This window comes from Psychrobacillus sp. OK032, from assembly GCF_900111345.1.
Taxonomy (GTDB): domain Bacteria; phylum Bacillota; class Bacilli; order Bacillales_A; family Planococcaceae; genus Psychrobacillus.
Genome location: NZ_FOGY01000007.1, coordinates 124,754 through 147,997 on the forward strand (window position 1 = coordinate 124,754; position 23,244 = coordinate 147,997).

The following is a 23,244-nucleotide window of genomic DNA, read 5'->3' on the forward strand; positions in this document are numbered from 1 at the left end:
AGTCTATTCATCCTCACTTATACTTAAAATTATTGTTACAACTACACCGACTACAGCAAGTGCCACTCCAGCTTCAAAAATCGTTACTGTCGTAAGCTCCGTTTTACCAAAGACGGGCAGGTCAAAATAAGCAAATGTTTGCGACATGAACGGTGCACCAAATAGCAGAGAACCTATACCAGTTCCCGTCGCCAATAGAACACCTGAAGCTGCAACGAGCTTAAAGTCGAGCGGCAGACTTTTTTGAACCGTTTCAATATCATGTGATAAATACAAAAGTACAATCGCAGATGCCAATACCAATCCACCGATAAATCCGCCACCAGGTGTATTATGACCCGAAAGGAACAAATACACACCGAATGTTAAGATGATAAATACGACTATTTTTGTAACTGTACGAAGGATGACATCATTAATTTTCACTATTTTCATCCCCCTTTTTTGCTCTTAGCTTAATCATGGTATAAACACCTAAGCCGGCTATAAAGAGAACTACTACCTCAAGCATCGTATCAAACCCACGGAAATCCCCTAATATAGCATTAACGATATTTGCACCGCCCGCCAATTCATAGGCATCCTCAAAGAATGTGGAAATCGATTCAAATCGATCATAATTTAATACTGCCAATGCTACCAATACAACAACCGCTCCGGTTCCTACTGAAATTACTGCATTTGTAATTTTCGTTTTAGAAGGAATATTCTCCCTTTTCCAATCAGGTAAATGAGAAAAAGCTAACAGGAATAATACAGTTGTAATAGATTCCACTACCAACTGAGTTAACGCTAAATCTGGCGCTCGGAAAATAACGAAAAAGATGGCGATAGAATACCCTAAAACCCCATTCAACAAAGTTGCGGTCATACGCGACTTCGCAAATAACATCGCCACTGCAGCAACCGCCATCACACCGACCAGAATAACTTCATAAACCCTTATCCTTGCATCTGTCGAAAAATTAGGTGAAAATGCACCAGAATAAAAGAAGAACCCACCGACCGTTAATATAAAGAATAGGTAAATATAGACTAAATAATCTCTTAAGAGACCTGTCATATATTTGTTTGTCACAATGGTGGATTTACTTGCTGCAAACGATAAAAAATTATTATAGAATGCATTAAACGTATATCTAGAAGATAATAATCCATAAACCGGCTTCCACTTTTTAAGCAGTCGATATAATAATGTACCGACTATAACAACGCCAATTGTCATGAGTAATTCCGGCTTAACCCCATGCCAGGCATGTATAGAAGGCGTAAGATTTGCCGGATCTCCAAACATCGGATAAATACTTGCCATAGCTGGTTTGAGAATATAAGCCCCTAAAAGATTAGGGAAAAAGAAGATTCCAACAACAAGTATACTTAGAATTATCGGAGAAATAAGCATTCCCATTGGAGCTTCATGAAGAGGCTTATCCAATTTCTCTGGTTGAACTGGCCCAAGAAATGTTTTAAAAATGATAATCATACAGTAAACGAATGTAAATACACTCGCTATCCATGCAATAACAGGAAAAATGATTCCTAGTGATTGCAGAGAGAATACATCCGCATTCATGATTTGAACAGTTGCAGCAAAAAACATTTCCTTACTTAAAAATCCATTAAACAACGGTAATCCTGCCATCGACAAACTGCCGATAACTCCTACTGTAAATGTAATTGGCATAAAGGTCATCAATCCACCTAAGCGACGGATATCCCGTGTTCCAAGCTCATGATCGACAATCCCAACGACCATAAACAGAGCTCCTTTAAATGTAGAGTGATTGATCAGATGAAACAAAGCTGCAAACGTAGCTTGCGTATATAAGACTGAATCGGCTGAGTATCCATACTGCAAAGCAATGGAACCTAAACCAAGAAGGCTCATAATTAGTCCAAGCTGACTAACAGTAGAATATGCTAATAATGCCTTTAAATCTGTTTGACGAACGGCATTAAACGAGCCCCAAAACAACGTTATCATACCGACTCCACTCACAGTCCAAAACCAAATCTGATCTCCACCAAATACAGGCGTAAAACGAGCAACTAAATAAATACCCGCTTTCACCATCGTCGCAGAGTGTAAATAAGCACTAACCGGCGTAGGTGCTTCCATTGCATCCGGTAACCAAATATGAAAAGGAAACTGAGCGGATTTAGTAAATGCCCCAAGTAAGACTAAAATCATTGCAGGAACGAATAATGCGTGATCCGTGTAATCCCCTATACTTGTTATAATTTCACGAATACTAAAAGAACCAGTCATTGTATGAAGCATAATGAAACCAACGAGCATCGCAATCCCACCACTTACCGTGATAAGCATTGCCTTTTGCGCACCAAGCCTTGATGCCTTACGGTGATTCCAAAATGCTATTAATAGGAAAGAAGAAACACTTGTTAATTCCCAAAACACATATAATACCATTAGGTTATCGGAAAACACGACACCCAGCATGGCACCCATGAATAGTAAAAGATAGCAGTAAAAATGTTGAAGTGATTCTTTAGTAGAAAGATAATAAATAGAATAGAGAATAACTAAACTACCTACACCGGTAATTAGCAATCCTAATATCATACTTAAACCATCTAAATAAGTAGTGAAATTAATATTTAATGTGGGAATCCAACTATATGTTTGGATGTACGTTTTACCACTTGCTACCGAGGGAATTAGCCTAGCAAGCATCACAAATAATGTTATAGGCACTAACATGACTAGCCATCCTATATGGATAAATTTGAATCGCCTATGAATGAATGGCACGAGTGCGGCTATTATAAATGGAAGGATAATAGCGAAAGTAACTGAAAACAAATTGTAGCCTCCTATTTCCAAAACACTTTATATGAATTTTGGGTTTTGTAAAAATTATTTCATTTGAAAAGGATACTTGACTATCCCTATAACTAGTAGCATAATAGGTATCCATATGAGGACCTTGAGTCATCAGAAGAATTTGAGGTGTTAACCATTGCCTGTTTGAGCGAAAGCAATTCGTTTGCTTTCTAAATATGGGATGCATTTACCCTATAATTATACACAAAAGACCTAATCACTGCACTTAATGTGATTGTTTGCTTATTTTTCGAATAGAACATGCATGTAGATAGATATTAAAATTAATAAAATTGAGGTGTAGACAACCGTGAAACACAGAAAAGGTCGAATGGATGAAAGTATACTTGTCTGCGTATACTACGGCCCAAATGGAGAACGACTAATAAGAAGAGGACATAAGATGGCAAGCATGTTAGATTGCCCACTTTATATTCTAACCGTTGACCCACTTCCATATGATGCTTTCGATGCTGAAAGATCTGGATATATAGAGGAATGGAAAAGCCTAGCAGATGAATTGGAAGTAGAAGAATTTATCGTCCGTGATAATGAAAAACGTCCTTCTCCGAAAGTTATTAAGGAAGTTGCTCATCAACTTAATATTACACAGATTATTATTGGACAAACTGCTCAAAGTAGATGGGAAGAAATCACAAAAGGTTCTTTTATGAATGTCCTGTTAAGAGAAATACCATTCGTAGACTTCCATGTAGTTTCTGTTGAACGTTCTATAAAAGATGAAGAAGAAGGCACATTTGAAAAAGGAGTCCGTGCCTACTTAGTTACTGATGGAGACTCCTATAAAGTTTCTTTCACTTGTGCTAAAAATATGTGCCAAGAAGGTATATTCTTTAAAGAAATAGGGACTGACTTCGACAATGGCATTTTCAAGTTTATGCATAATAGCAAAATGCATCAAGTTCATATTCAAGATAATTTAGTTACAGATTCATCTCAAGTGCCAGACGGCTGTAGCGTAAAATTATAGAAAAAAAAGACAGCTTGGTGTAGTTGTCCTAGTTGTTCAACCACTCACCATATAGCTGCTACCCATTTGAGTAACTTTCCATGAAAGTTACTCTTTTTATTTACTTTCAACTGTGAGTTGTCGATCCCTTGGTAATGCGAATGCTACGAGACCTATGATTGGCAAGATAGAAACAATAATCATAGTTGTATAAACGCCGAGATGATCCATTAAAATACCGATAACTACCGCTCCTATTGCTCCCATTCCAAACGCAAGCCCAACTGTTAACCCCGCCATTGTCCCAATCTTACTCGGTACAAGTTCTTGCGCATACACGACAGTTACCGAAAAACTTAACATAATGAAAAAACCGATCAAAACTAGTAAAATTACAACCGCCCAAACCGGAACATACGGCAATATCAACGAAAGTGGGATTGGGACAAGTACTGAAAGCAAAATTACATTTTTTCTACCTAATCTATCTGCCCAAGGCCCTCCGAAAAATGTACCTACCGCTCCAAGCACAAGGAAGATAAATATAAACAATTGCCCTTTTTGAATCGTAAAATCATAATTTTCCATCAAATGGAATATGTAGAAGCTTGTCATATTTGTCACATAAAAAGATCTTGCAAAAATAATAACCATTAAAAGTGTTAATGCAATTCCCACTTGTTTTTTGGAAAGTGATGGTAGCGATGAAAGTAAAGTCCTTTTCTTTTTCGATAAACTCTCTTCCTCTAGTTGCTTCTTATACCATGCTGAAATTTTGGTTAAGATGAAAATCCCAACTGCTGCAACAGCTAAAAACAGAGCTGCTCCTTTTTGACCAAGTGGCACAAGGATAAATGCACTTATTAATGGCGCAAGCGCTTGTCCAGAATTGCCTCCTACTTGATAAATCGATTGAGATAGTCCTCTTTTAGTTCCTGCCGCCATAAAAGAAACACGTGAACCTTCCGGATGAAAAACTGCAGACCCTAACCCTAAAAAAATTACAGATACTAAGATCAACCAATATTCAGGGGCAAACGCAAGCCCTGCCATTCCTATAAAGGAACTAGTCATTCCGAGAGGAAGTGCATAAGGCATCGGCTTTTTATCGCTTATAAAGCCTACGACAGGTTGTAAGACCGATGCTACTATGTTTAACACAAAGGAAATTAATCCTAGCTGGGTAAAGGTTAAGCCAATTTCCTTAGCTAGTACAGGGAACATTGCAGGAATAACAGCTTGAAGCGAATCATTAAATAAATGGCAAAGTCCAATCGCAAACATAATTGGATAAACTGGATTACTTAATCTACTCGAAACAGTCCCGGTCGTCATTTTACAAATCACACTCTTTCTACGCTCGAAATAATATCAGTAAATTCATTATAGCGCAAATTTTGATATAATGTTCGCGTTTTTTACATAATACGGATAGTTACAAGCTTCAAGGTTATACTAAAAAAAAGTTATTTATAGAGGAGTTTTTAGAAATATGGATACATTTTTCGAATTGAACTTTTGGGAAATGATTCTTAGGACGACCATTTCCTTTTTCGCATTATTGGTATTAGCGAGAGTTCTTGGTAAAAAACAACTTAGTCAGCTTACATTTTTCCACTACATTACTGGAATTTCATTTGGATCCATCGCTGCAGAAATTGCTTCGCAAAAAGAAACACCTTTTCTTGATGGGCTCATTTCACTAGTATGGTGGACTTTCCTCACATTGTTCATGAGTTTCATTGCATTAAAATCTACAAAGTTACGTGTTCTAGTGGACGATGAACCTACGATTATTATTAAGGATGGGGAGGTTTCCGTTAAATCTTTGAAGTCTGCTCGCCTTCATATGGACGATGTGTTAATGATGTTGAGGGAACAATCTATTTTCTCTATTCAAGATGTACATTATGCCGTTCTCGAGACAAATGGAGAATTAAGTGTTTTTAAGAAAGTGGCACAACAAGAAGCAACAAAATTAGATGTCAAAGCAGATGTATCCCTTCCTGCATTTATGCCTTCTGAAATTATATCGGATGGGAAAATTGTTCAAAAAAACTTAAAGGAGCTCGATTTAACAGAGGATTGGGTAATGAAAAAACTTCGAAAACATGGGGTCGATTCAGTCAGTGACGTTTTTTACGCGCAACTTCAAACGAATGGCTCACTGTATATTAGCTTAAGAGAAAATGGTATTTAAAAGTTGCTAAAGTGTTACTTTTTAGCGGGCGAGCCAAAAGCCCGCCCTTTATTTTACTTAAAGTCGATTATTGCACGTATTAACTCTTTTGGCGCTTCGTACATACTCATATGACCTACATCATTTATTAGTACTTGTTTTAGATGTTTCCCGTTTGCTGTAAAGACTTTATCTGGAGGTATCAATTGATCCTCTTCTCCAGCTATTAATAACACTGGTAAATCAGTGATTTCTATAATTTCTCGGCGATCTGTTCGATTCTTCATTGCAATCAGTGCATTTTTTGCTCCAGCAAGGGAAGTAGAAAAGCCGATTTTTTTCACTTCTGTTATTTCTTTTGAATGACTCTCCAAATGGTTAGATGAAAATAATTTCGGTACTAATCCTTCTATAAATGCTTCCATTCCTTCTGTATCTATATTGTTTGCAGAAATCTCTCTTCCCTTTTTTGCTTCTTCTGAATCGGGGAAGCCCGTAGAATGGATTAACGAGAAACCTTTTAATCGATTACTATACTTTTCTGCAAATGCAAGTGTTATATAACCTCCTAACGAATGTCCAAACATCGTTACTTGATCGATTTTTAGTTCGTCTAAAAAATCTTTTATAAAAGTAGCATAATGTTCTATTTCATTTACATCCTCTTGCACTGCCGAATCCCCGTGACCCGGTAAATCTAATGCAATAACTCTGTAAGTTTGAGCAAGTTCTTGGATAACACCACTCCAATAATCGGAGCTACCACAAAATCCATGAATAAGTAAAATCGGTTCCCCATTTCCTTCCTCTTTATATGCGACATCTGCTTGATTGACTTGAATGTTCATTACACTCATCTCCCTTATTTGATCGATAGTTGTTTCACAGCTTCATTAAGCTGCAGTATGTTGACAGTTGTTACTTCCTTATTAGATAACTTATATTTCTCCTTTAGTGCAAGTATTCGGTATACACTTTCGTTTATTCTTTCCACTGAAATTTCTCCATCGTTTACCGATTTTTCAATTGCATTCATAGCTTTAATCACGTTGGCGTATTCATGCGCTATTAACACAATATCATTACCGGCTTTTACTGCATCTACAGCCGCTTGACCTATTTCATAGTTGTCCATAATTGCGTTCATCGTCATATCATCTGTCATTACAACACCGTCAAACTGAAACTGGTCTCTTAGTATTGTAGTAATAATTTCATGCGACATAGAAGACGGAAACTCTGGATCGATTTTAGGCAATAAAATATGCGCAACCATCACAACATCTGCACCTTCTCCAATTGCTCGTTTAAACGGAATCAATTCAAGCTTCTGCAAATCCTCTAAGCTTTTCTCCATAATAGGCAATTCTAAATGGGAATCTACAGCCGTGTCACCATGCCCCGGAAAATGCTTCACAACCGAAATAACGTTTTGACTTTGAATACCTTTCATCGTTTGAATACCAAGATCACTCACGATTTCTACATCATTCCCAAATGACCGATCCCCTATCACCGGGTTTTTTGGGTTACTATTCACGTCCAACACGGGAGCAAAATCGAGATTAAAACCAAATGCGTTCATTTCTTCACCTAAGTGGATACCTATTTTATAAGAATAAGAAGGATCATTTAATTTCCCGATTTCCTTATTTGTCGGCAACTTGCTCAGTCCTGGTAATCGTGAAATTCTTCCACCTTCTTGATCGACGCCTAAAAATAGCGGAAACTTTTCATTTTCACTTTCTTTTTTTATCGCATTTAGTAAGGTAGTCGTTTCGTTTACATCTTTTAGATTTTTTTTATAAAAAATGAGACCACCTACTTTATCCGATGAAACTAATCGCTTTGTCTCATCAGAATAGATAGTTCCTTTCACTCCTGTAAAAATCATTTGACCGATTTTTTCTTTTAAAGTCATCTTACTTATTATCGGGATTTCTTGTACAACCGCTTCAGCTGCATCTGTAACAACAGAAATATGATCGACTATTGGGTTCGGTTCACTTTCAGTTGGTTTCGGAATAACCCATTTTAGTTGGTAACTCGACCCCACTTCATAAACGAGTATTAGATTGCCTACTTCATCATATCGAACTACATCGGCTTCTCCTTTTACCGTTTCAATATCCTTCAAGCGTATTTGCTGGATAACTTCTGAGATGGATCTAATATCAAATACTATTTCCGCACGATGACCAATAGTCGCATTTTGGGATGGGTAATCTTCATATATGGCTGCGGATAAGTCACTTTTTTCCGCTGATTCTCCCCATAATTCATACACTTCCTGTATACCCGTTTTTCCTACTATAAACGGCACATTTAATACTTGACCTTTTGCTGCAAATTCAAAAACTAATGCAACGAGTGATTCCGCCTCTGGTAAAGCTACTTCCTCCTTCGGTTGTATTTCTTTATCTATCGTTTCATTTTTATTTTTATCTTCTATTAACATCACAATAATCGCGATAATACTAAATAACAAGAAAATGATTGCAACTTTATTTACCATTCAAGAAGCCTCCTTCTTATTGGTTTTCCCTTCTTTCCCATTCTATAATCTTCTACATTATACCTTTTAAATTTTAAATATATTTTTTATACTTGATATATTTTTTATACCAATATATAATGAAATAGAAGAGAGGGATAAATCCAATGAAAATTTGTCCATATTTAGAATCATCCTTTGAAATACTTGGTAGACGCTGGAATGGTTTAATCGTTCATTACTTATTTAACTGTCCAAATTATTGCGCCCATTTCTCGGATATGAAAAAAGATTTAACTGACATCACTCCTCGTGCATTGTCACTTAAGTTGACAGAACTTGCCGAACACGGTCTAGTAGAGAAAAAAACAACCGTAGAGCCTTCTGTCCAAATTTCTTACCATTTATCAGTAGCCGGCCAAGAACTTGCGGAAGCACTAAAACCGGTACACGCTTGGGCAAAACAACATATTACATTAGAAAAGGGGAAAAAACATGACGACTAATAATTCTATGATGTGTGATTTAGAAACTGGTATTTGTGGACCTGCTGGAGAAGGTAATGCTGAAATGGAGCTAATCGATTTAACAGCACCGAGTAAAAAAGTCGATCTTTACTATGTAACCGATCCAATTTGCTCACATTGCTGGGCATTAGAACCGACATTACGTAAGTTTTTAGAAGAATACGGTCAATATGTTAATCTGCATACGTTAATGGGTGGTATGCTCGAAAAATGGGACGGATTCGCCGATGTATCAAACGGAATTTCCGGACCTGGGGATGTAGCAGGGCACTGGAGAGAAGTTGGAGAGCATACTCGTATGCCAATCGACGGTAGCTTCTGGTTCGAGGACCCAGTTACTTCATCTTATATCCCATCTCGTGTATATAAAGTAGTACAACAAAAAGATGCAAGCTTAGCTCCTGTATTTTTACGCAAAGCTAGAGAAGCCGTTTTCCCTTTCAATAAAAACATTAGTAATGACCAATTACTAATCGACATCGTTAACAGCATAGGTTTAAACGGTGAAGAAATCGTAAAAGAATCTCATCTTCCAGCAGCACAAGAAAGTCTGCAAGAAGATTTCATCATGGCAGGTCGACTAGGAGTGCGTGGCTTCCCAACAATCATTTTCTTAAACGAAGAACAAAAAGGTGTTAAAGTTGTAGGGGCACGCCCATACGACTTTTACGTACAAGCATTGAAACAAATACTGCCAGAAGAAAATATTCAACCAAAAGCAGCGGAACCATTACAACATGTATTACAAAAAGAAGGACTATTATTCTCTCGTGAAATCGAAGAGCTTTATAGTTTAGCACAACAAGATGTTGCAGTCTTCGTTGAAAAAGAATTAGCTGCAGATAGTTATGTGGTAGAAGAAGTGCTTGGTGAAAAATATATTATACTAAAATAGCTATGTAAAATGCCCCCGAACATTATATGTTCCAGGGCATTTTTGGTAGCTTGGGTTTTAATTATTCCGGTAGTACCTCATATGCCATCTTACGAATAATTTGTTCATGTTTCGGATATTTCTCCATTAATTCAATTTGCGTGAAAAGCTCGAAGTCTTCAAAATCAAAGCCAGGTGATACCATACATCCTACAAGTGAAAATGCTCCATTATCCGCAACCGATGAGCCAAAAATAGAATTTCGAGGAACAAGCACTTGAGGGGATTCCCCATTTTCTATGTCTAGACCGAGTTTATGCTCCATGTAATTCCCCGCTTCGTCGATCACATGCACAACGAGTGAACTTCCTCCGTGGAAGTACCATAATTCATCAGATTTCAATCGGTGAAAGTGCGATACGTCTCCTTCCCCTAACAAAAAGTAAATACTAGTGTACTGCTTTCGAGTCTTTCCAAAAGCATCGAGTGTTTCCTCAGAAGCGTATGTGCTTTTAAAATATCCACCTTCAGGATGAGGCTCTAAATTTAAGTGCTGTATGTAATAGTTCGCGTCTTTATGCATTAGACTTCTCTCCTAATATCAAATTCGCCATGGCGTATTTGCGCCAAGATTTTTATCGAGCTTGCTCGATAAATTCCTCTAAAAAATCTGTGGCATCCGCCGGAGGCTTTAACTTAATTCATCCGGGGTTCAAACCCCGGATGAATTAAGTTAAATGTTTTGTACAGTTAAAAAGATGACATAGATTTTCATCATCTTGAAGCTCTACTACGGTAACTGAAGTGTTACCTATATCTTTTGCAAATTCCCCATTTGGAATAAGTGCATGTAAAAGTCGTCCGATAAATCCACCATGACTAACTACTAAAACTCTTTTACCAGGATGTGCTTCTTTCACGTCTTCGATAAAGGACATCCCTCTAGAGATAATTGCCTCCTCCGGCTCAAAACCAATGTCCAGTTTTCTCCACTCAGCTCCCCACTTCGCTACTCGTTCTGCTTCCGTAGTACCTTCAATGATTCCACCGCCAATTTCACCTAAACGCTTATCTACATGAAACTGAATTGTTGGCTGCTTTTCTGCAATAATTTCTGCCGTTCTTTTTGCACGAATTAACGGGCTTGTATAAATGACATCCCACTCTTCATGCTCCATTCTATTAGCAACACGATCTGCCATGTGAATGCCCTCTTCATCAAGTGGTACATCCGTACTTCCTTGAGCCCGCCCTTCTTTATTCCAAGCTGTTACACCGTGTCTTATAAAACCGATTATTGTCATGTAAAATCCCCCTTTTTTTTAATGCCATACCGCTTCCATCTGCCGAGGTACTTATGCAAAATCCATAACAGCAATTTCCACGTCTATCCCTTAATTGAAATTTACTATGAAAATGTTTTTTAGGCAACAAACTATAGATCTCAATAATTTCTCTTTGCTTTTCGTGCTAAAAAGTTTTTCTTCCACTTGACCTTGACGCAACGTAAAGGTTTAGACTGTAGTTATTAGGAGGTGATGGCGTGGAATATACAGTACAAAAGCTTGGTCAATTGGCGGGAATAAGCACACGGACACTTCGATACTATGATGAAATTGGTTTACTTAAGCCTGCGCGTATTAATTCATCGGGTTATCGTATTTATGGTTCCGCTGAAGTAGACAGATTGCAGCAAATTCTGTTTTACCGCGAACTTGGTGTGAATTTAGATAGCATTAAAGAAATTATGACCTCGGAAACATTTGACGGTGCAACTGCACTAAAGGAACATCGGGAAAAACTGCTTGAAAAGAGAGTGCAACTAGATTTATTAATCGAAAATGTGGATAAATCCATACAATTAACAGAAAGGAAGATTACAATGACAGACAAAGAAAAATTTGAGGGCTTTAAACAAAAGCTTGTGGATGATAACGAGAATAAGTACGGGAAAGAAATTCGCGAAAAGTATGGCGAGGATGCTGTAAATAAATCCAATGCTAAAATAAAAGGAATGACGCAAGCACAGTACGAAGAAGTGACGAACTTAGCAGAGAAAATTGCCGAGAATTTGAAAGCAGCAATGGTTACTGGCGATCCATCTGGAGAACTTGCACAAAAAACAGCAGACCTTCATCGCCAATGGTTGAGCTTTTACTGGGATCAGTATACGAAAGAAGCTCACGCCGGACTAGCACAAATGTATGTAGACGATGAACGTTTTACCGCTTACTACGATAAGATCCAACCTGGCGCTGCAGAGTTTTTAAGAGATGCCGTGCACATTTATACAAAAAACTAGAAGGCACACCTTCTAGTTTTTTAATACTTGCTCAAGTATGTGGATATCTTCTGGATAAGCTAAAGGAAGTTTTGCAATTTCCTCTATCGACTTCCAAGCGATTTCATGAATGAATTCATCTGGATCTTGAATCGTTATTTCTCCGCCAACTATTTCTACTAAAAAGTATTCTACATGATAAAAAATTCCATGTTCACTAATATTGCCACTTTTGATATTTACTTTTTCAAGGGGACGAACTGTAAAACCAGTTTCTTCCGAGAACTCCCTTACACAACATTGTTCAAATGTTTCTCCGTCTTCTAATGTCCCCGCTGGAACAGTCCATTTCTTTTCTTCTTCTGGTGCCGCTTGAAGGACCATTAAAATTTCCTTATTTTCATTTATACAAATACCTGCTGCACCTTGCCATTTGAACATTTTTATTCCCCACTTCATTTAATTAAATCCACCTTGGCGTACTTGAGTTCAAATTTTGAATCGCAAGATTAACTCCTTTTCAAAATCTGTGACACCCGCCGAAGGCTCTAACTTTATTCATCCTGCGTTAGGACGCAGGATGAATAAAGTTAGATTATATCTACATCATTTATTTCGGGTACATGTCGTGATTTTTTCAAATCTACTAGCCCATTTGGACGAAAACAAACATCTTCTGCTTCTAGCATTGCTCGTTGAGAATAGGCAGATTCTTCATCCGGAATTGCGATTTCTCCCTTAATATTTATTACTCGATGCCATGGTAGGTTGTGTTTTGCACTCATCGTGTGGAGTATTCTAACAACCTGCCTTGCCCCTCTTGGACCTCCAGCTTCTTTTGCAATTTGCCCATATGTCATCACTTTTCCTTGCGGTATTGCTTTTATTATCTGAATAACTCTTTCTGTAAAAGGGTTCATTTAACTTCATCCTTCCATTAATTCGATTATAACTGAAAAAGAATATTTTATTCAGTACCTTGCATAGAATAATACTGAATGATATATTGTTCTCAAAGGTACTATTCATTGAACAGTAGTGAAAGGGGTGAACTAGGAGTGAATATTCAATTTAAAAAAGGTGTGTTGAATCTTTGTGTGCTTGTTTTATTGGATAAGCAAGATCGATATGGCTACGAGCTTGTCCAAAAAATATCCGATCAAATCTCGATTTCGGAAGGCTCCGTTTATCCGTTATTACGACGCTTAACAAAGGAAGGATACTTCACCACTTATTTGCAGGAATCAACAGAAGGTCCGCCGCGTAAATATTACAAGCTGACGGAACTCGGTAGAACGTACTTACATGAGCAGTTAAATGAATGGAAAAGCTTCACAAACGGTGTAAATAATCTAATCGAGGAGGGTGTAAAAAATGACTGAACAACAATTTTTGAACGAATTAGAGCTTGCTTTAACTACGCTCCCAGCGGATGAACGAAACGATATCCTTTCTGATATAAAAGAGTATTTTATAAACGGCCGCGAAGATGGAAAATCAGATAGTGATATTGCTGCATCACTCGGTTCCCCGAAAGAAATAGCACAAGAATTAGTGGAATTCCCGATCCCAGAAAATATAACGACTGAAAATAAAGTGATTAGAATTCCACAAACTAATTATTCCAATGTAAGGATGAATATTAACTATGGCTCTCTAAATGTTTTTCCTTCTGAAACAGATGAAACGATTATTGAGTTAATAGGGGAAAACGATAAGTTAAAACTCACCGCAGAGGTTTTGAACGATACTTTATCTATTCAATTAAAATCAAAGAAGTTCCAGTTTTTCAGCTTTATATTCCTTATTAAAGAGATGAAAGTGAACGTAGCACTACCTAAAAAACTGTACTCGACAATCATCATGAAAACAGACAATGGTCGGATTCGTGCAGAAAAAATGCTCGGTAAAGCAATCAAAGCCACTTCCGATAATGGTAGCATCGGCTTAAAAGAAGTTGCCGCAACCGTTCTAGAAGTTAAGACAGATAACGGACGCATTGAAATGGATAAAGTGCAAACAGATAAGCTTTCCACTCAAACAGACAATGGTAGAATTGAGTTGCGTAACGTCGATGCTGAAAAAGTTATTACAGAAACAGATAACGGACGAATCGTGATGGAATACGTGAACGGGGATATTATCGGAAAAACCGATAACGGACGAATTACGCTTCTAACATCGAGTCTTGACCGCATGATCCAATTAGAAACGGATAATGGAAGTATCATAGTTGAAACAGAGAACAAACCAACAGACGTGTCCATACATGCCAAAACGGACCACGGCAGAGTTAGTGTGTTTGGCGACAAGAATTCTCGTACAGTATTTGGGAATGGAACAAATTCTATTCGACTTTCTTCTGATAATGGAAAAATTACTGTTGCGAAGAAAAGTATGGCTTAAAAAAACAGACAGAAAAAGGCTGCGTTACTATTAATTCATACGCAGCAATTTTTTTTAACTAAAATACCACTTTCTCTTCCAGGTTTCTCCATAGATGATGTGCTTCTCGAGCAATATGCTCTAACAGGTTAGGTGGAGCAGTTGTAACAGCAGCACATGCTTTGATAAGTTCACTTAGTTCCAATTTAAATGCTTCTAATGCCTTTGCCTCTTTTATGACCATTTGATTAAATGTATTTAACACGGGTGAGATCTCGTTACGAGGCTTTCTTATGATTGTTCTAAGTGCATTAGCTTGCAGAAATAGATTCTCGAATTTCTTTGTCTTCGCTCTTACTTCATCATGAAGCTCGTAGTTAGATGCATCTACATAATGACTTATAAAAATTAGATGATCGAGCATTTGTCGTAGCCAAAAATAATTTTCATGGATTGTAGCTTCTGCAGGGGTTACATAAGCACCAGTTTCGATTAATTTAAATACTTGTTGTGCCTCTTCCGCCTCTCGTATCATATGATCAAGCAGTGATACCGGCGTTGAGATGATCACTTCACAGCGCAGCGCTTTATCCATCGTATGGAGTAGTAAATCCTTAAATTCATGTGTGGAACTTTTCGCTTCTGTTAGTAGATTAACTATATCCCCTTGTTTCGATTCGGCTTGCCTAAATATGCCCCCCATACGTTGAACCATCTGGTGATTTGCACGAGCAAGCTCTAGTTCATGATGGCTTATTTCCCTATCAAAAAACTCTCCATGCTCAAAATTATTCCGCACCCAAAAATCGATTATCCCAAATGTGTCTCGCTCATAATTATCTGTATAAGGCAAAACTACACCTCTCTCCTGTTAGTAACATCATCGTATCCTATGCAGGTCATTTGCCTAATGTTCCGGTAGTGAGATAGCGGTAGATAAATATGATACTAGACAACACATGAAATTTGTTAAGTGTAGAAAGTGATTTTTAATAAGTGCGAACTACATTAATTGAAGAACCTTATCGCCATGAGAGGAGTTTAAAATGAACGGTCGCATGACTCCTGAGAATTGAACAATCACATCATGCTTGTTCAAACGCTAAATGTACGGAATCTATCAGTTTTTGATAACCAATCTCTTGATAAATTTTGTTAGACGTTGGATTTCGCATATCTGTGTAAAGGACGCAAAATTGAAATTCCTTTAATAGTTCTTTACTTCCGGCTGCTACCATTGTGCGAGCGTATCCTTTTTTTCGCTCCTCTTTCGGAGTGAAAACGAGTGAAACAGTCACACCATGTTCTGTTGGTCTTGCCTTCTTCATCATCGATACAATATGTCCTTCGTTTTCCCAAAGGAATACTTCATTTGCGTCAAGCATCGCTTTTACTCGTTTTTTTATTTCCACTGGTGTAGTTTTAGGAAGTCTAGTATCCTCTTCGAATAGGCTATACCATTTTTCGATGAGCAGTGCATCCTCATTCGTTGCGTAACGCCATTTGCCCGGGCTCATTTCAAGTGATTCGTCAATTCGGTCTAATCGATATATTCCTTGATCCATCAAAACGGAAAAGCTTTCTCCTGTTTTTTCTTGCCATTTTCGTGCAAATGCATATGCCCAGTCTTTTACACTAATAATGGAGTTGATGAAAATAGATTGCTGGATTAGATTATTGATACTAAGCTCTATGCATTCTTCTATTCGATTTTCACACACAAAAATGATATTGAATGGATGCGGTGGTGTCATTTGGAAAAGGGCTAGTAATTCTCCATTTCCTTCAATTGTTGCCATGTATGGATCTTCGTATTTTCCATCTTTAATTGCTTGTAATACTCCGAGAAACAAACTAAACTTATCTTCATTTTTCTCTAGAAAAGGGATGGCTACTTTCGCAAAGTCTTTTGCATTTTCATATCTCTGAAATTTCATATTACTCTCCTCCTATTCACCTTTGTATGTTAATATAACGTAAAATACAATTGAAGTGGAGTCCTTTTTATGAAAATTGTTTCTATTCGAGATATTCATGTCGGAGAAGGTGTTCCGAAAATTATTGTGCCACTTATGGGAAAAAACGTAGAGCAGCTTCTATTGGAAGTAAACACAATCAAACAAGCAGCCCCTGATATTGTGGAATGGCGCGCCGATGCGCTAGAGGAAATCGATAATTTGGAAGTAGTAAAAGAGACTCTTTCCACCATTCGAGAAGCATTGTTCCCTACCCCACTCCTGTTCACATTCAGAAGTCATCGGGAAGGCGGAAATAAACGAATAGAAGATACCTACTATAAGGAGCTTCTTGAAAATGTTATTCAAACAAAAGCTATTGATTTAATCGATGTAGAGTTATTTTCTTCGAACGTGATCGAAATCGTGGAAACAGCCAATGCTAATGGCATTTATGTAGTGATGTCCAATCATGATTTTGAAAAAACACCCGCAAAAGAAGAAATTGTCTGGCGACTACGAAGAATGCAAGAACTTGGTGCACATATTCCAAAAATTGCAGTGATGCCAAAGGTTCCAACGGATGTACTGACTTTACTAGATGCAACCTACACAATGAAATCTCTTTATGCGGATCGACCAATTATTACGATGTCTATGGCTTCAACTGGAGTTATTAGTCGAATAGCAGGACAAGTTTTTGGCTCTGACGCAACATTTGGTTCAGGAATGGAAGCATCCGCTCCTGGTCAAATACCAGCTGAAGAGTTAAGAAAAATGATTGAAATTTTACATACAAATTAATTGATAATATAAGAGATTGTCCAAACTTAGTGAAAGATTGTCCAGTCCGATTGATAGATTGTCCAACTTTCATAAAGGATTGTCCAGTTCAACAAAAATACCAAGGAAAGCTCGATTTCCTTGGTATTTTTTATAGCTGTTGGGCTAGTCGAATCATATCTACACAAACTATTTGGTTTTCTACAATCTCTTCATCATAATGTATCTTAAAAAAGTCCTTTTCCACACCAGTGATTCTAAATCCACATTTTTGATACAAAGCGAGCTGACCTATGCTTGAATTGCCTGTCCCTACTTCGATTATTTTATATCCATATTGTTTTGCTTTTTGAATTGCATCCAACACAAGTGCCTTACCGATTCCTTTCCCGTGAAAATGTTCTGCAACTGCAATATTCACAAGCTCTACTGTATCGGGTCTTGTCGGAAGTAGGATATACACGCCGACTGTTTCTTCATTAATCACAGCTATATAGCATTCACCGCGTGCTACATATTGCTTTACAAGTGATTCTGAAGGGTCTGCTAGGAGCAATAGATTCATTGGATACTCTTCTTTGATTAGCTTTGTTATCAATCTATTCCTCTCCATTTTCTAATGTTAGTAGTTTTACTTTCATTTCCAATCCTCCACGATAACCTGTTAACGCACCATTTTTTGCTACTACTCGGTGACATGGAATCGCAATAAGCACTGGATTCGCACCAATTGCAGCTCCAACTGCACGGACAGCTGTCGGATTATTAATGAGTTCTGCAATTTGTGAATAGGATTTCTTTTCACCGTAAGGAATTTCCGTAAGTGCATCCCATATAGCTAATTGGAAATCAGTTCCTTTTAAGTCGACCTGCATCGCGAATTCACGGCGAGTACCTTCTATATACTCTTTCAATTCATTCATGTAGGGAGTTAAGGATTTTTCACTCTCTATTAATTCATGTTTCGGAAAACGCTTCGTCAACCATGCTTCCATTTCTTCGTAAGGTTTACCTTGCGAACCTACGTAACTTAATCCGTTTTCTGTTGCAGCCATGTAAAGTCTCCATTCGTTATGAATGAAAAGTGTCCAATATATTTTATTCATTTGAAATATTCTCCTTTTTTCTATATTGAATTGGTGTAATCCCAGTTACCTTTTTAAACAATGTGATGAAGTAAGGTATATTCGACATCCCAATAGCAGCACCTATTTCCACAAGTGACTTATTTGTAGTGATCAAGTACTCTTTCGCTTTACTAATCCGAATTTTTTGCATATATTCTACAGGCGATATGCCTAATACTTTCTTAAACGTCCTCTGTAAATGATAGGGGCTTCCATGACATAAATCTGCAAGCGTATGTAGAGTTATTGACTCGTTATAATGATCATCGATATACTCTTTAATTTGAGTGACCCATTCCTCGTCCGGCAATCGTAATCCACCTGGTTTACATCGTTTACATGGTCGAAACCCTTCTTGCATCGCTTCTTTGGCTGCCGCATAGATTTGGACATTTTCTTTCTTCGGTGGGCGTGATTTACAAGAAGGCCTGCAAAATATTCCTGTCGATTTGACAGCATAAAAAAACAAATCATCATAATTTTTATCATTTTGAATAATTGCCTCCCATTGTTCATTGTTCACAGTACCACCTCCCCTTTAAGTATACTTTTATTTACTAAATAATTGCAGTAATAGAGACGTAATAGCAAGATAACGAAATTTTTTCAGTTTAATATAAAGGAACGAAGGAGTGTCGCAATATGGTATGGGAAGAAAAAGAGGAACAAATTTTATTAAAAACTACACCAGATTTTAGTTTTACACAGAATCTAAGCTATTTGTCTCGATCCACAAATGAATGCCTGTTTTATATTAACGACAATAAAGTAAGAAAAGCCATTACTGTAGATACATATTCTATCCTTGTTGAAGTTAAGGAGCATGATCAACACACATTACTCATTGAGTTTTTAGGAAACACAAGACCTGAGAGGAAAGAAGTTCGCGAACAAGTTGTCGCATACATCTTCGACTGGTTCGACCTCAAAACAGAAATAAACCTGTTTTATAGGATAGCTGAAAAGGATCCACTGCTTAACCAAGCAATAGTACAATTTAAAGGATTACGTATTATGGGAATACCGGATTTGTTTGAAGCGATGGCTTGGGGCATATTAGGTCAACAAATTAATTTGACATACGCATACACTTTGAAGAGACGTCTCGTCGAAAAGTTTGGACGTTCGATTACGTTTGAAGGTGAGCAGTACTGGAGGTTTCCAACAGCGAGGGATATTGCAAAACTTACCGTGGAAGATTTAGCAGAATTAAAGATGACTGTGAAAAAATGTGAGTACTTAATAGACGTAGCTAATCAAATAGATCAAGGATTACTAACGAAAGAAATGCTAATAGAAACAAATGATGTTAAAGAAGCAGAAAAAATACTGACGAAAATTCGTGGAATCGGACCATGGACAGCTAACTATGTGTTAATGCGCTGTTTAAGATTTTCATCTGCATTTCCAATAGATGATGTAGGGCTGCATAATGCGATCAAGCATGTGACAAGTTCTGGGCAAAAACCTACGAAGGATGCGATACAACAACTAGCTTTACCTTGGATAGGCTGGGAAGCATACGCAACGTTTTATTTGTGGCGATTTTTATATTGAAGTAGAACGCCCCTTTTGACGAAAAAAGTGGCGTTTATTTAATTTTGTTACTCATATTAATTTGAAGATAAATTAATATTTAAGGAATTAATACTTCTAAAATGTCGTCGGATACATAGGTTTTATTGTTTTTTAATACTGGGTTCTCTGTAAATTGTCGTAAACTTTGGTTATAGCTATACGCTTTAACACCGTTTGTAATAATTAGAGAACTATTGTCTAGTTTTAAGTATGTGCCATTGCCCTTTGAATAGGTTAGCACTACGTAGCCAAGATGCTCTCCTACTTTTTTCAGTGGAACCATTTTTGTTCCATTTTGCATGAAGTGGTCCTGCTCAATAATAGTTTGTATTTCTTTCATTTCTGGTGAAGGGTAGTTAATCGCTACAATTTTACTTGGTGGTGTTTGTGCTGGAATACTCATAGTTGTTATTGTATAAAATACAACTAGCTCTTTACCATTTAATTTTTCTATTTTAATTTTCTCGCCTTTTTCATTTACTAAAATAGTTTCTTCCCCAATATTAAGCTTTAGTTCTTTATCTAAACTAAGAAGGTCATCATCAAACTTAGATACTTTAACAGAACCTATTTTTTCTTTTTCATGCAAGATTACCAATTCTGGATAAATCTGTGCCGGGTAGATCATAATCATTGGCTTGTTTTTATCATAGTATGCTTCTATGCGTTGCCCTTTTTGAAATGCTTCATTTTCTACAGCTTTTGTCGTTCCGCTATCGAAAAGAAGCGTTTCATCGTTCAGTTTGAACATAGTAATTTGCGGTTCTTTTTCTTCTGATTCCACTGTTAATGTCACGATGCCATCCTTCGTGTCAATTTCTTTAATTACTCCGGAAGACTTCATAAAATTAGTTGTGTCTTTTTGTTCCGTCGTCGTTTCGTTCTCACTTTGTGCATTTGCAACAGGCTGATAGAAACCAAGACCAGCCACGAGCAATGCTACTGCAACTATGCTTCTCTTTTTCATCGTATCGCTCCTTTTTCTTTCCATTCATTGGATTTGACGACCAACTAAGGAAAACGTTACATAAAAAAGTGAAACATTCTTTCAACTCATTACGTATATAGATATGGAGAAAGAATACTAGATAGGAGTATGTATATGACATTATCTATTAATCAAGTAACAAAGAGGTACCAGGACTTTGTAGCTGTAGACAATCTAACCTTTACGATTGAAAAAGGAGAAATTTTTGGGTTAATCGGGCAAAATGGTGCTGGTAAAACGACGACGTTTCGTATGATTTTAGACCTTCAAGAAACAACAGAAGGTACTATTATGTGGAACGGAACACCTATCAATTCGATTAATAGGGACCTTTTAGGATATTTACCAGAAGAACGAGGTATTTTTCCTTCCATGACCGTGGAAGATCAGCTTTATTTCTTTGGTGAACTAAGAGGGAAGCATCGAAAAGAATTAAAAAAAGAAGTGGATTATTGGATTAATCGCTTTGAACTTGAAGAAAAACGAAAAGCAAAAGCGGAAACTTTATCTAAAGGGAATCAACAAAAAGTGCAGCTAATAGCAAGCTTCATTCACCAACCGGAGTTCCTTATTTTAGATGAACCATTTAGTGGATTAGATCCAGTAAATATGGATCTATTGAAAAATGCTATTTTAGAATTAAAGAATAAAGGAACGACAATCTTGTTCTCCAGTCACCAAATGGATAACGTAGAGGAACTTTGTGATCATTTATGCCTGTTAAAGCGGGGAGTTTCTTTATTTTCCGGTAGCTTATTAGACTTGAAGAAACAATACGGGAAAACAAAATTGACAATTCGAACGGATGTCCAAAAAGATGTACTTGGAAAGTTGAGCGGTGTAAAAGATATACAAGTTGGAAAAGACCAGTATATTTTAACATTAGAAGATGAATCGTTTGCACAATCTATTTTTGATTTTGTATCGAACGGCAAATATATTGAGAAATTCAGTTTAGATTATTTAACGTTAGATGAAATCTTCAAAGATAAGGTTGGTGGAACGAATGTCTAAATTTTGGTTGCTTGTGAAGCAGTTGTATACACAAAAAGTAAAAGCTAAATCTTTTATCTTTGGAATCTTCCTTTATGTTGCTGTTATTAGCGGTGTAATGTTTTGGTCGGATATTAAAGAAGCTTTTTTCCAGGATGATGCTTTGCAAATCGCTGTTTTGAATGAAACGGATGCAGAAATTGAAAGTTTTTTTGAATCAACAAGTGATTTAGAGTTTTCGTTTCCAAAAGAAGAGGTAACAGAAGTAGAACAGCAAGTGATTGATGGTGATTATGCGGCAGCTGTATTCATTCGAGATCAAGACAATTCATTAGCGGCAGAAATTGCAACATTTGAACCACTCACTTTTAATGACCAATTAAGCATCTCTTCTACCTTGCAGTACGCAGGTAAAATATATGAAGTCCAACAATTGAATTTAACAGCGGAGCAAGCAGAAAAAATTCTTCAATCAGAAACGATTATTTCTGCAAAAAATTTAAATGTCGACTCAGTTTCAGGTAAAAGTGAGGACGAAAAAGCTGCTGGAATCGGAGCTTCTTTCTTAGTAGGATTCCTTATCTATTCGTTCGTGATGACATTTTTATCGATGATTACTACCGATGTTGCATCTGAAAAAGGTTCTCGTGTTTTAGAAGTGTTGCTTGCAAGTGTTAAGCCATCTACTCACTTCATGGCAAAGCTTACAGGAACATTTTTACTTGCTTTGACCCAAATTGGTGTACTTTTAGTTGTGCAAGGTTTGTTATTTATGTTCATCGATGGTGGTTCGAAATGGGATATAGTTGTGGACATTGCAAACGAGCTATCCCTTAGTTACATCGGGTACGCCGTTTCATTTCTATTGTTAACGATTATTTTATACTTAATCTTGGGGGCACTTCTTGGTTCGCTTGTTTCCAAAGTGGAAGAGTCCAGTCAAGCAATGATGCCTGCGATGATGGTTGGGATTATCGGTTTTTACGTACTCATCTCAGGTATGGCTAGTCCAGATACAATGCTCATCAAAGTATTCTCGTACATTCCATTCACATCTGGAATGGTAATGCCTCTTCGAATTGGGGCTACCGATATTGCCTCGTTCCAACCAATCGTATCAATGCTCGTGTTAATTGGAACCATTATACTAATGTTCCTACTGAGCCTATCTTTCTATAAACGAAGCGTATTAACATATAGCTCCGGAGGTATTATCCAAAAAATCAAAACCGTACTCAAAGTAACCACTTAATACATGACACAAT

26 protein-coding genes are annotated in these 23,244 nt (G+C 37.2%); 11 read left to right on the plus strand and 15 right to left on the minus strand.

From position 1 onward, the window contains the following. Positions 1-3: 3 nt before the first annotated feature. Together BMZ04_RS14415 and BMZ04_RS14420 are read right to left on the minus strand one after the other, a co-directional pair. A complete protein-coding gene (locus BMZ04_RS14415) occupies positions 4-426 on the minus strand; it encodes a Na(+)/H(+) antiporter subunit B (RefSeq protein ID WP_093272270.1) in 423 nt (140 codons plus the stop codon). Further along, positions 416-2,824: a Na+/H+ antiporter subunit A gene (locus tag BMZ04_RS14420; protein ID WP_093272273.1), complete on the minus strand. Its 2,409-nt coding sequence runs from the start codon at positions 2,822-2,824 to the stop codon at positions 416-418. The genes BMZ04_RS14415 and BMZ04_RS14420 overlap by 11 nt, the downstream gene beginning before the upstream one ends. Before the next feature lie 331 nt (positions 2,825-3,155). Between BMZ04_RS14420 and BMZ04_RS14425 the strand changes: the two genes are divergently transcribed. Further along, positions 3,156-3,836: a universal stress protein gene (locus tag BMZ04_RS14425; RefSeq protein WP_093272277.1), complete on the plus strand. Its 681-nt coding sequence runs from the start codon at positions 3,156-3,158 to the stop codon at positions 3,834-3,836. A gap of 96 nt (positions 3,837-3,932) precedes the next feature. On the opposite strand, the gene BMZ04_RS14430 is transcribed toward BMZ04_RS14425, so the two are convergent. After that, the gene (locus BMZ04_RS14430) at positions 3,933-5,150 is read right to left on the minus strand and encodes an MFS transporter (protein WP_093272282.1); all 1,218 of its coding nucleotides are present in this window, start codon (positions 5,148-5,150) and stop codon (positions 3,933-3,935) included. Between the two features lie 157 nt (positions 5,151-5,307). On the opposite strand from BMZ04_RS14430, the gene BMZ04_RS14435 reads away from it, so the two are divergent. Continuing rightward, complete coding sequence (locus tag BMZ04_RS14435; protein WP_093272285.1) at positions 5,308-6,015, plus strand: YetF domain-containing protein; 708 nt, start codon at positions 5,308-5,310, stop codon at positions 6,013-6,015. Positions 6,016-6,068: 53 nt separating this feature from the next. Here BMZ04_RS14435 and BMZ04_RS14440 read toward each other — a convergent pair whose 3' ends face one another. Then, a complete protein-coding gene (locus tag BMZ04_RS14440; protein WP_255367931.1) occupies positions 6,069-6,842 on the minus strand; it encodes an alpha/beta fold hydrolase in 774 nt (257 codons plus the stop codon). A 14-nt stretch (positions 6,843-6,856) separates the two neighbouring features. Next, entirely contained in the window at positions 6,857-8,509 is a 1,653-nt protein-coding gene (nagZ, locus tag BMZ04_RS14445) for a beta-N-acetylhexosaminidase (protein WP_093272293.1), read from the minus strand. Positions 8,510-8,655: 146 nt separating this feature from the next. Between nagZ and BMZ04_RS14450 the strand changes: the two genes are divergently transcribed. Beyond that, positions 8,656-8,994, plus strand: coding sequence for a winged helix-turn-helix transcriptional regulator (locus tag BMZ04_RS14450; RefSeq protein ID WP_093272296.1), 339 nt, complete (start codon positions 8,656-8,658; stop codon positions 8,992-8,994). Then, positions 8,984-9,910, plus strand: a complete 927-nt coding sequence (locus tag BMZ04_RS14455; RefSeq protein ID WP_255367932.1) for a DsbA family protein — start codon at positions 8,984-8,986, stop codon at positions 9,908-9,910. Before BMZ04_RS14450 ends, BMZ04_RS14455 begins: the two co-directional genes overlap by 11 nt. Before the next feature lie 61 nt (positions 9,911-9,971). On the opposite strand, the gene BMZ04_RS14460 is transcribed toward BMZ04_RS14455, so the two are convergent. Continuing rightward, positions 9,972-10,472, minus strand: coding sequence for a cupin domain-containing protein (locus BMZ04_RS14460; protein ID WP_093272303.1), 501 nt, complete (start codon positions 10,470-10,472; stop codon positions 9,972-9,974). A 145-nt stretch (positions 10,473-10,617) separates the two neighbouring features. Continuing rightward, entirely contained in the window at positions 10,618-11,193 is a 576-nt protein-coding gene (locus BMZ04_RS14465; RefSeq protein WP_093272309.1) for a histidine phosphatase family protein, read from the minus strand. 239 nt (positions 11,194-11,432) lie between these two features. Between BMZ04_RS14465 and BMZ04_RS14470 the strand changes: the two genes are divergently transcribed. After that, positions 11,433-12,191 carry a MerR family transcriptional regulator gene (locus BMZ04_RS14470; protein WP_093272314.1) on the plus strand — a complete coding sequence of 253 codons (759 nt, stop codon included), beginning with the start codon at positions 11,433-11,435 and terminating at the stop codon, positions 12,189-12,191. A gap of 12 nt (positions 12,192-12,203) precedes the next feature. Here BMZ04_RS14470 and BMZ04_RS14475 read toward each other — a convergent pair whose 3' ends face one another. Together BMZ04_RS14475 and BMZ04_RS14480 are read right to left on the minus strand one after the other, a co-directional pair. Beyond that, positions 12,204-12,611: an NUDIX hydrolase gene (locus BMZ04_RS14475; protein ID WP_093272795.1), complete on the minus strand. Its 408-nt coding sequence runs from the start codon at positions 12,609-12,611 to the stop codon at positions 12,204-12,206. Between the two features lie 149 nt (positions 12,612-12,760). Beyond that, positions 12,761-13,090 (minus strand): MGMT family protein, encoded by a 330-nt coding sequence (locus BMZ04_RS14480; protein ID WP_093272320.1) that lies wholly within the window; start codon positions 13,088-13,090, stop codon positions 12,761-12,763. Between the two features lie 138 nt (positions 13,091-13,228). On the opposite strand from BMZ04_RS14480, the gene BMZ04_RS14485 reads away from it, so the two are divergent. Continuing rightward, positions 13,229-13,552, plus strand: a complete 324-nt coding sequence (locus BMZ04_RS14485; RefSeq protein WP_093272325.1) for a PadR family transcriptional regulator — start codon at positions 13,229-13,231, stop codon at positions 13,550-13,552. Next, positions 13,545-14,576, plus strand: a complete 1,032-nt coding sequence (locus tag BMZ04_RS14490) for a DUF4097 family beta strand repeat-containing protein (protein WP_093272328.1) — start codon at positions 13,545-13,547, stop codon at positions 14,574-14,576. Before BMZ04_RS14485 ends, BMZ04_RS14490 begins: the two co-directional genes overlap by 8 nt. Positions 14,577-14,634: 58 nt before the next feature. Here the strand turns inward: BMZ04_RS14490 and BMZ04_RS14495 are convergent, their stop codons facing one another. Then, positions 14,635-15,408: a DUF2935 domain-containing protein gene (locus BMZ04_RS14495; protein WP_093272333.1), complete on the minus strand. Its 774-nt coding sequence runs from the start codon at positions 15,406-15,408 to the stop codon at positions 14,635-14,637. A 232-nt stretch (positions 15,409-15,640) separates the two neighbouring features. Further along, a complete protein-coding gene (locus BMZ04_RS14500; RefSeq protein ID WP_093272337.1) occupies positions 15,641-16,492 on the minus strand; it encodes a GNAT family N-acetyltransferase in 852 nt (283 codons plus the stop codon). 69 nt (positions 16,493-16,561) lie between these two features. On the opposite strand from BMZ04_RS14500, the gene aroD reads away from it, so the two are divergent. Next, positions 16,562-17,314: a type I 3-dehydroquinate dehydratase gene (gene aroD / locus BMZ04_RS14505; protein WP_093272340.1), complete on the plus strand. Its 753-nt coding sequence runs from the start codon at positions 16,562-16,564 to the stop codon at positions 17,312-17,314. A gap of 130 nt (positions 17,315-17,444) precedes the next feature. On the opposite strand, the gene BMZ04_RS14510 is transcribed toward aroD, so the two are convergent. From BMZ04_RS14510 to BMZ04_RS14520, 3 genes are read right to left on the minus strand one after another with little or no spacing between them, the layout of a single operon-like run. Next, positions 17,445-17,906, minus strand: coding sequence for a GNAT family N-acetyltransferase (locus BMZ04_RS14510; protein WP_093272344.1), 462 nt, complete (start codon positions 17,904-17,906; stop codon positions 17,445-17,447). Then, on the minus strand, positions 17,893-18,399 hold the full coding sequence (locus BMZ04_RS14515) for a methylated-DNA--[protein]-cysteine S-methyltransferase (protein WP_093272348.1): 507 nt from the start codon (positions 18,397-18,399) through the stop codon (positions 17,893-17,895). Before BMZ04_RS14515 ends, BMZ04_RS14510 begins: the two co-directional genes overlap by 14 nt. Beyond that, positions 18,392-18,943 carry a bifunctional transcriptional activator/DNA repair enzyme AdaA gene (locus tag BMZ04_RS14520; protein WP_093272351.1) on the minus strand — a complete coding sequence of 184 codons (552 nt, stop codon included), beginning with the start codon at positions 18,941-18,943 and terminating at the stop codon, positions 18,392-18,394. Before BMZ04_RS14520 ends, BMZ04_RS14515 begins: the two co-directional genes overlap by 8 nt. Before the next feature lie 119 nt (positions 18,944-19,062). Between BMZ04_RS14520 and BMZ04_RS14525 the strand changes: the two genes are divergently transcribed. Further along, complete coding sequence (locus BMZ04_RS14525; protein WP_093272354.1) at positions 19,063-19,977, plus strand: DNA-3-methyladenine glycosylase 2; 915 nt, start codon at positions 19,063-19,065, stop codon at positions 19,975-19,977. Positions 19,978-20,056: 79 nt separating this feature from the next. Here the strand turns inward: BMZ04_RS14525 and BMZ04_RS14530 are convergent, their stop codons facing one another. Further along, the gene (locus BMZ04_RS14530) at positions 20,057-20,965 is read right to left on the minus strand and encodes a stalk domain-containing protein (RefSeq protein WP_093272357.1); all 909 of its coding nucleotides are present in this window, start codon (positions 20,963-20,965) and stop codon (positions 20,057-20,059) included. Between the two features lie 135 nt (positions 20,966-21,100). Between BMZ04_RS14530 and BMZ04_RS14535 the strand changes: the two genes are divergently transcribed. Together BMZ04_RS14535 and BMZ04_RS14540 are read left to right on the plus strand one after the other, a co-directional pair. After that, on the plus strand, positions 21,101-22,000 hold the full coding sequence (locus BMZ04_RS14535) for an ABC transporter ATP-binding protein (RefSeq protein WP_093272360.1): 900 nt from the start codon (positions 21,101-21,103) through the stop codon (positions 21,998-22,000). Then, positions 21,993-23,231, plus strand: coding sequence for an ABC transporter permease (locus BMZ04_RS14540; RefSeq protein WP_093272365.1), 1,239 nt, complete (start codon positions 21,993-21,995; stop codon positions 23,229-23,231). Before BMZ04_RS14535 ends, BMZ04_RS14540 begins: the two co-directional genes overlap by 8 nt. The last annotated feature ends 13 nt before the right edge of the window (positions 23,232-23,244 follow it).

Bases quoted from the DNA above. Each gene is read 5' to 3' on its own strand.
- BMZ04_RS14430 (WP_093272282.1), bottom strand. From the start codon at position 5,150: ATGACGACCGGGACTGTTTCGAGTAGATTAAGTAATCCAGTTTATCCA.
- BMZ04_RS14435 (WP_093272285.1), top strand. From the start codon at position 5,308: ATGGATACATTTTTCGAATTGAACTTTTGGGAAATGATTCTTAGGACG.
- BMZ04_RS14440 (WP_255367931.1), bottom strand. From the start codon at position 6,842: ATGAACATTCAAGTCAATCAAGCAGATGTCGCATATAAAGAGGAAGGA.
- nagZ (WP_093272293.1), bottom strand. From the start codon at position 8,509: ATGGTAAATAAAGTTGCAATCATTTTCTTGTTATTTAGTATTATCGCG.
- BMZ04_RS14450 (WP_093272296.1), top strand. From the start codon at position 8,656: ATGAAAATTTGTCCATATTTAGAATCATCCTTTGAAATACTTGGTAGA.
- BMZ04_RS14455 (WP_255367932.1), top strand. From the start codon at position 8,984: ATGACGACTAATAATTCTATGATGTGTGATTTAGAAACTGGTATTTGT.
- BMZ04_RS14460 (WP_093272303.1), bottom strand. From the start codon at position 10,472: ATGCATAAAGACGCGAACTATTACATACAGCACTTAAATTTAGAGCCT.
- BMZ04_RS14465 (WP_093272309.1), bottom strand. From the start codon at position 11,193: ATGACAATAATCGGTTTTATAAGACACGGTGTAACAGCTTGGAATAAA.
- BMZ04_RS14475 (WP_093272795.1), bottom strand. From the start codon at position 12,611: ATGTTCAAATGGCAAGGTGCAGCAGGTATTTGTATAAATGAAAATAAG.
- BMZ04_RS14480 (WP_093272320.1), bottom strand. From the start codon at position 13,090: ATGAACCCTTTTACAGAAAGAGTTATTCAGATAATAAAAGCAATACCG.
- BMZ04_RS14490 (WP_093272328.1), top strand. From the start codon at position 13,545: ATGACTGAACAACAATTTTTGAACGAATTAGAGCTTGCTTTAACTACG.
- BMZ04_RS14500 (WP_093272337.1), bottom strand. From the start codon at position 16,492: ATGAAATTTCAGAGATATGAAAATGCAAAAGACTTTGCGAAAGTAGCC.
- aroD (WP_093272340.1), top strand. From the start codon at position 16,562: ATGAAAATTGTTTCTATTCGAGATATTCATGTCGGAGAAGGTGTTCCG.
- BMZ04_RS14510 (WP_093272344.1), bottom strand. From the start codon at position 17,906: ATGGAGAGGAATAGATTGATAACAAAGCTAATCAAAGAAGAGTATCCA.
- BMZ04_RS14515 (WP_093272348.1), bottom strand. From the start codon at position 18,399: ATGAATAAAATATATTGGACACTTTTCATTCATAACGAATGGAGACTT.
- BMZ04_RS14525 (WP_093272354.1), top strand. From the start codon at position 19,063: ATGGTATGGGAAGAAAAAGAGGAACAAATTTTATTAAAAACTACACCA.
- BMZ04_RS14530 (WP_093272357.1), bottom strand. From the start codon at position 20,965: ATGAAAAAGAGAAGCATAGTTGCAGTAGCATTGCTCGTGGCTGGTCTT.
- BMZ04_RS14535 (WP_093272360.1), top strand. From the start codon at position 21,101: ATGACATTATCTATTAATCAAGTAACAAAGAGGTACCAGGACTTTGTA.
- BMZ04_RS14540 (WP_093272365.1), top strand. From the start codon at position 21,993: ATGTCTAAATTTTGGTTGCTTGTGAAGCAGTTGTATACACAAAAAGTA.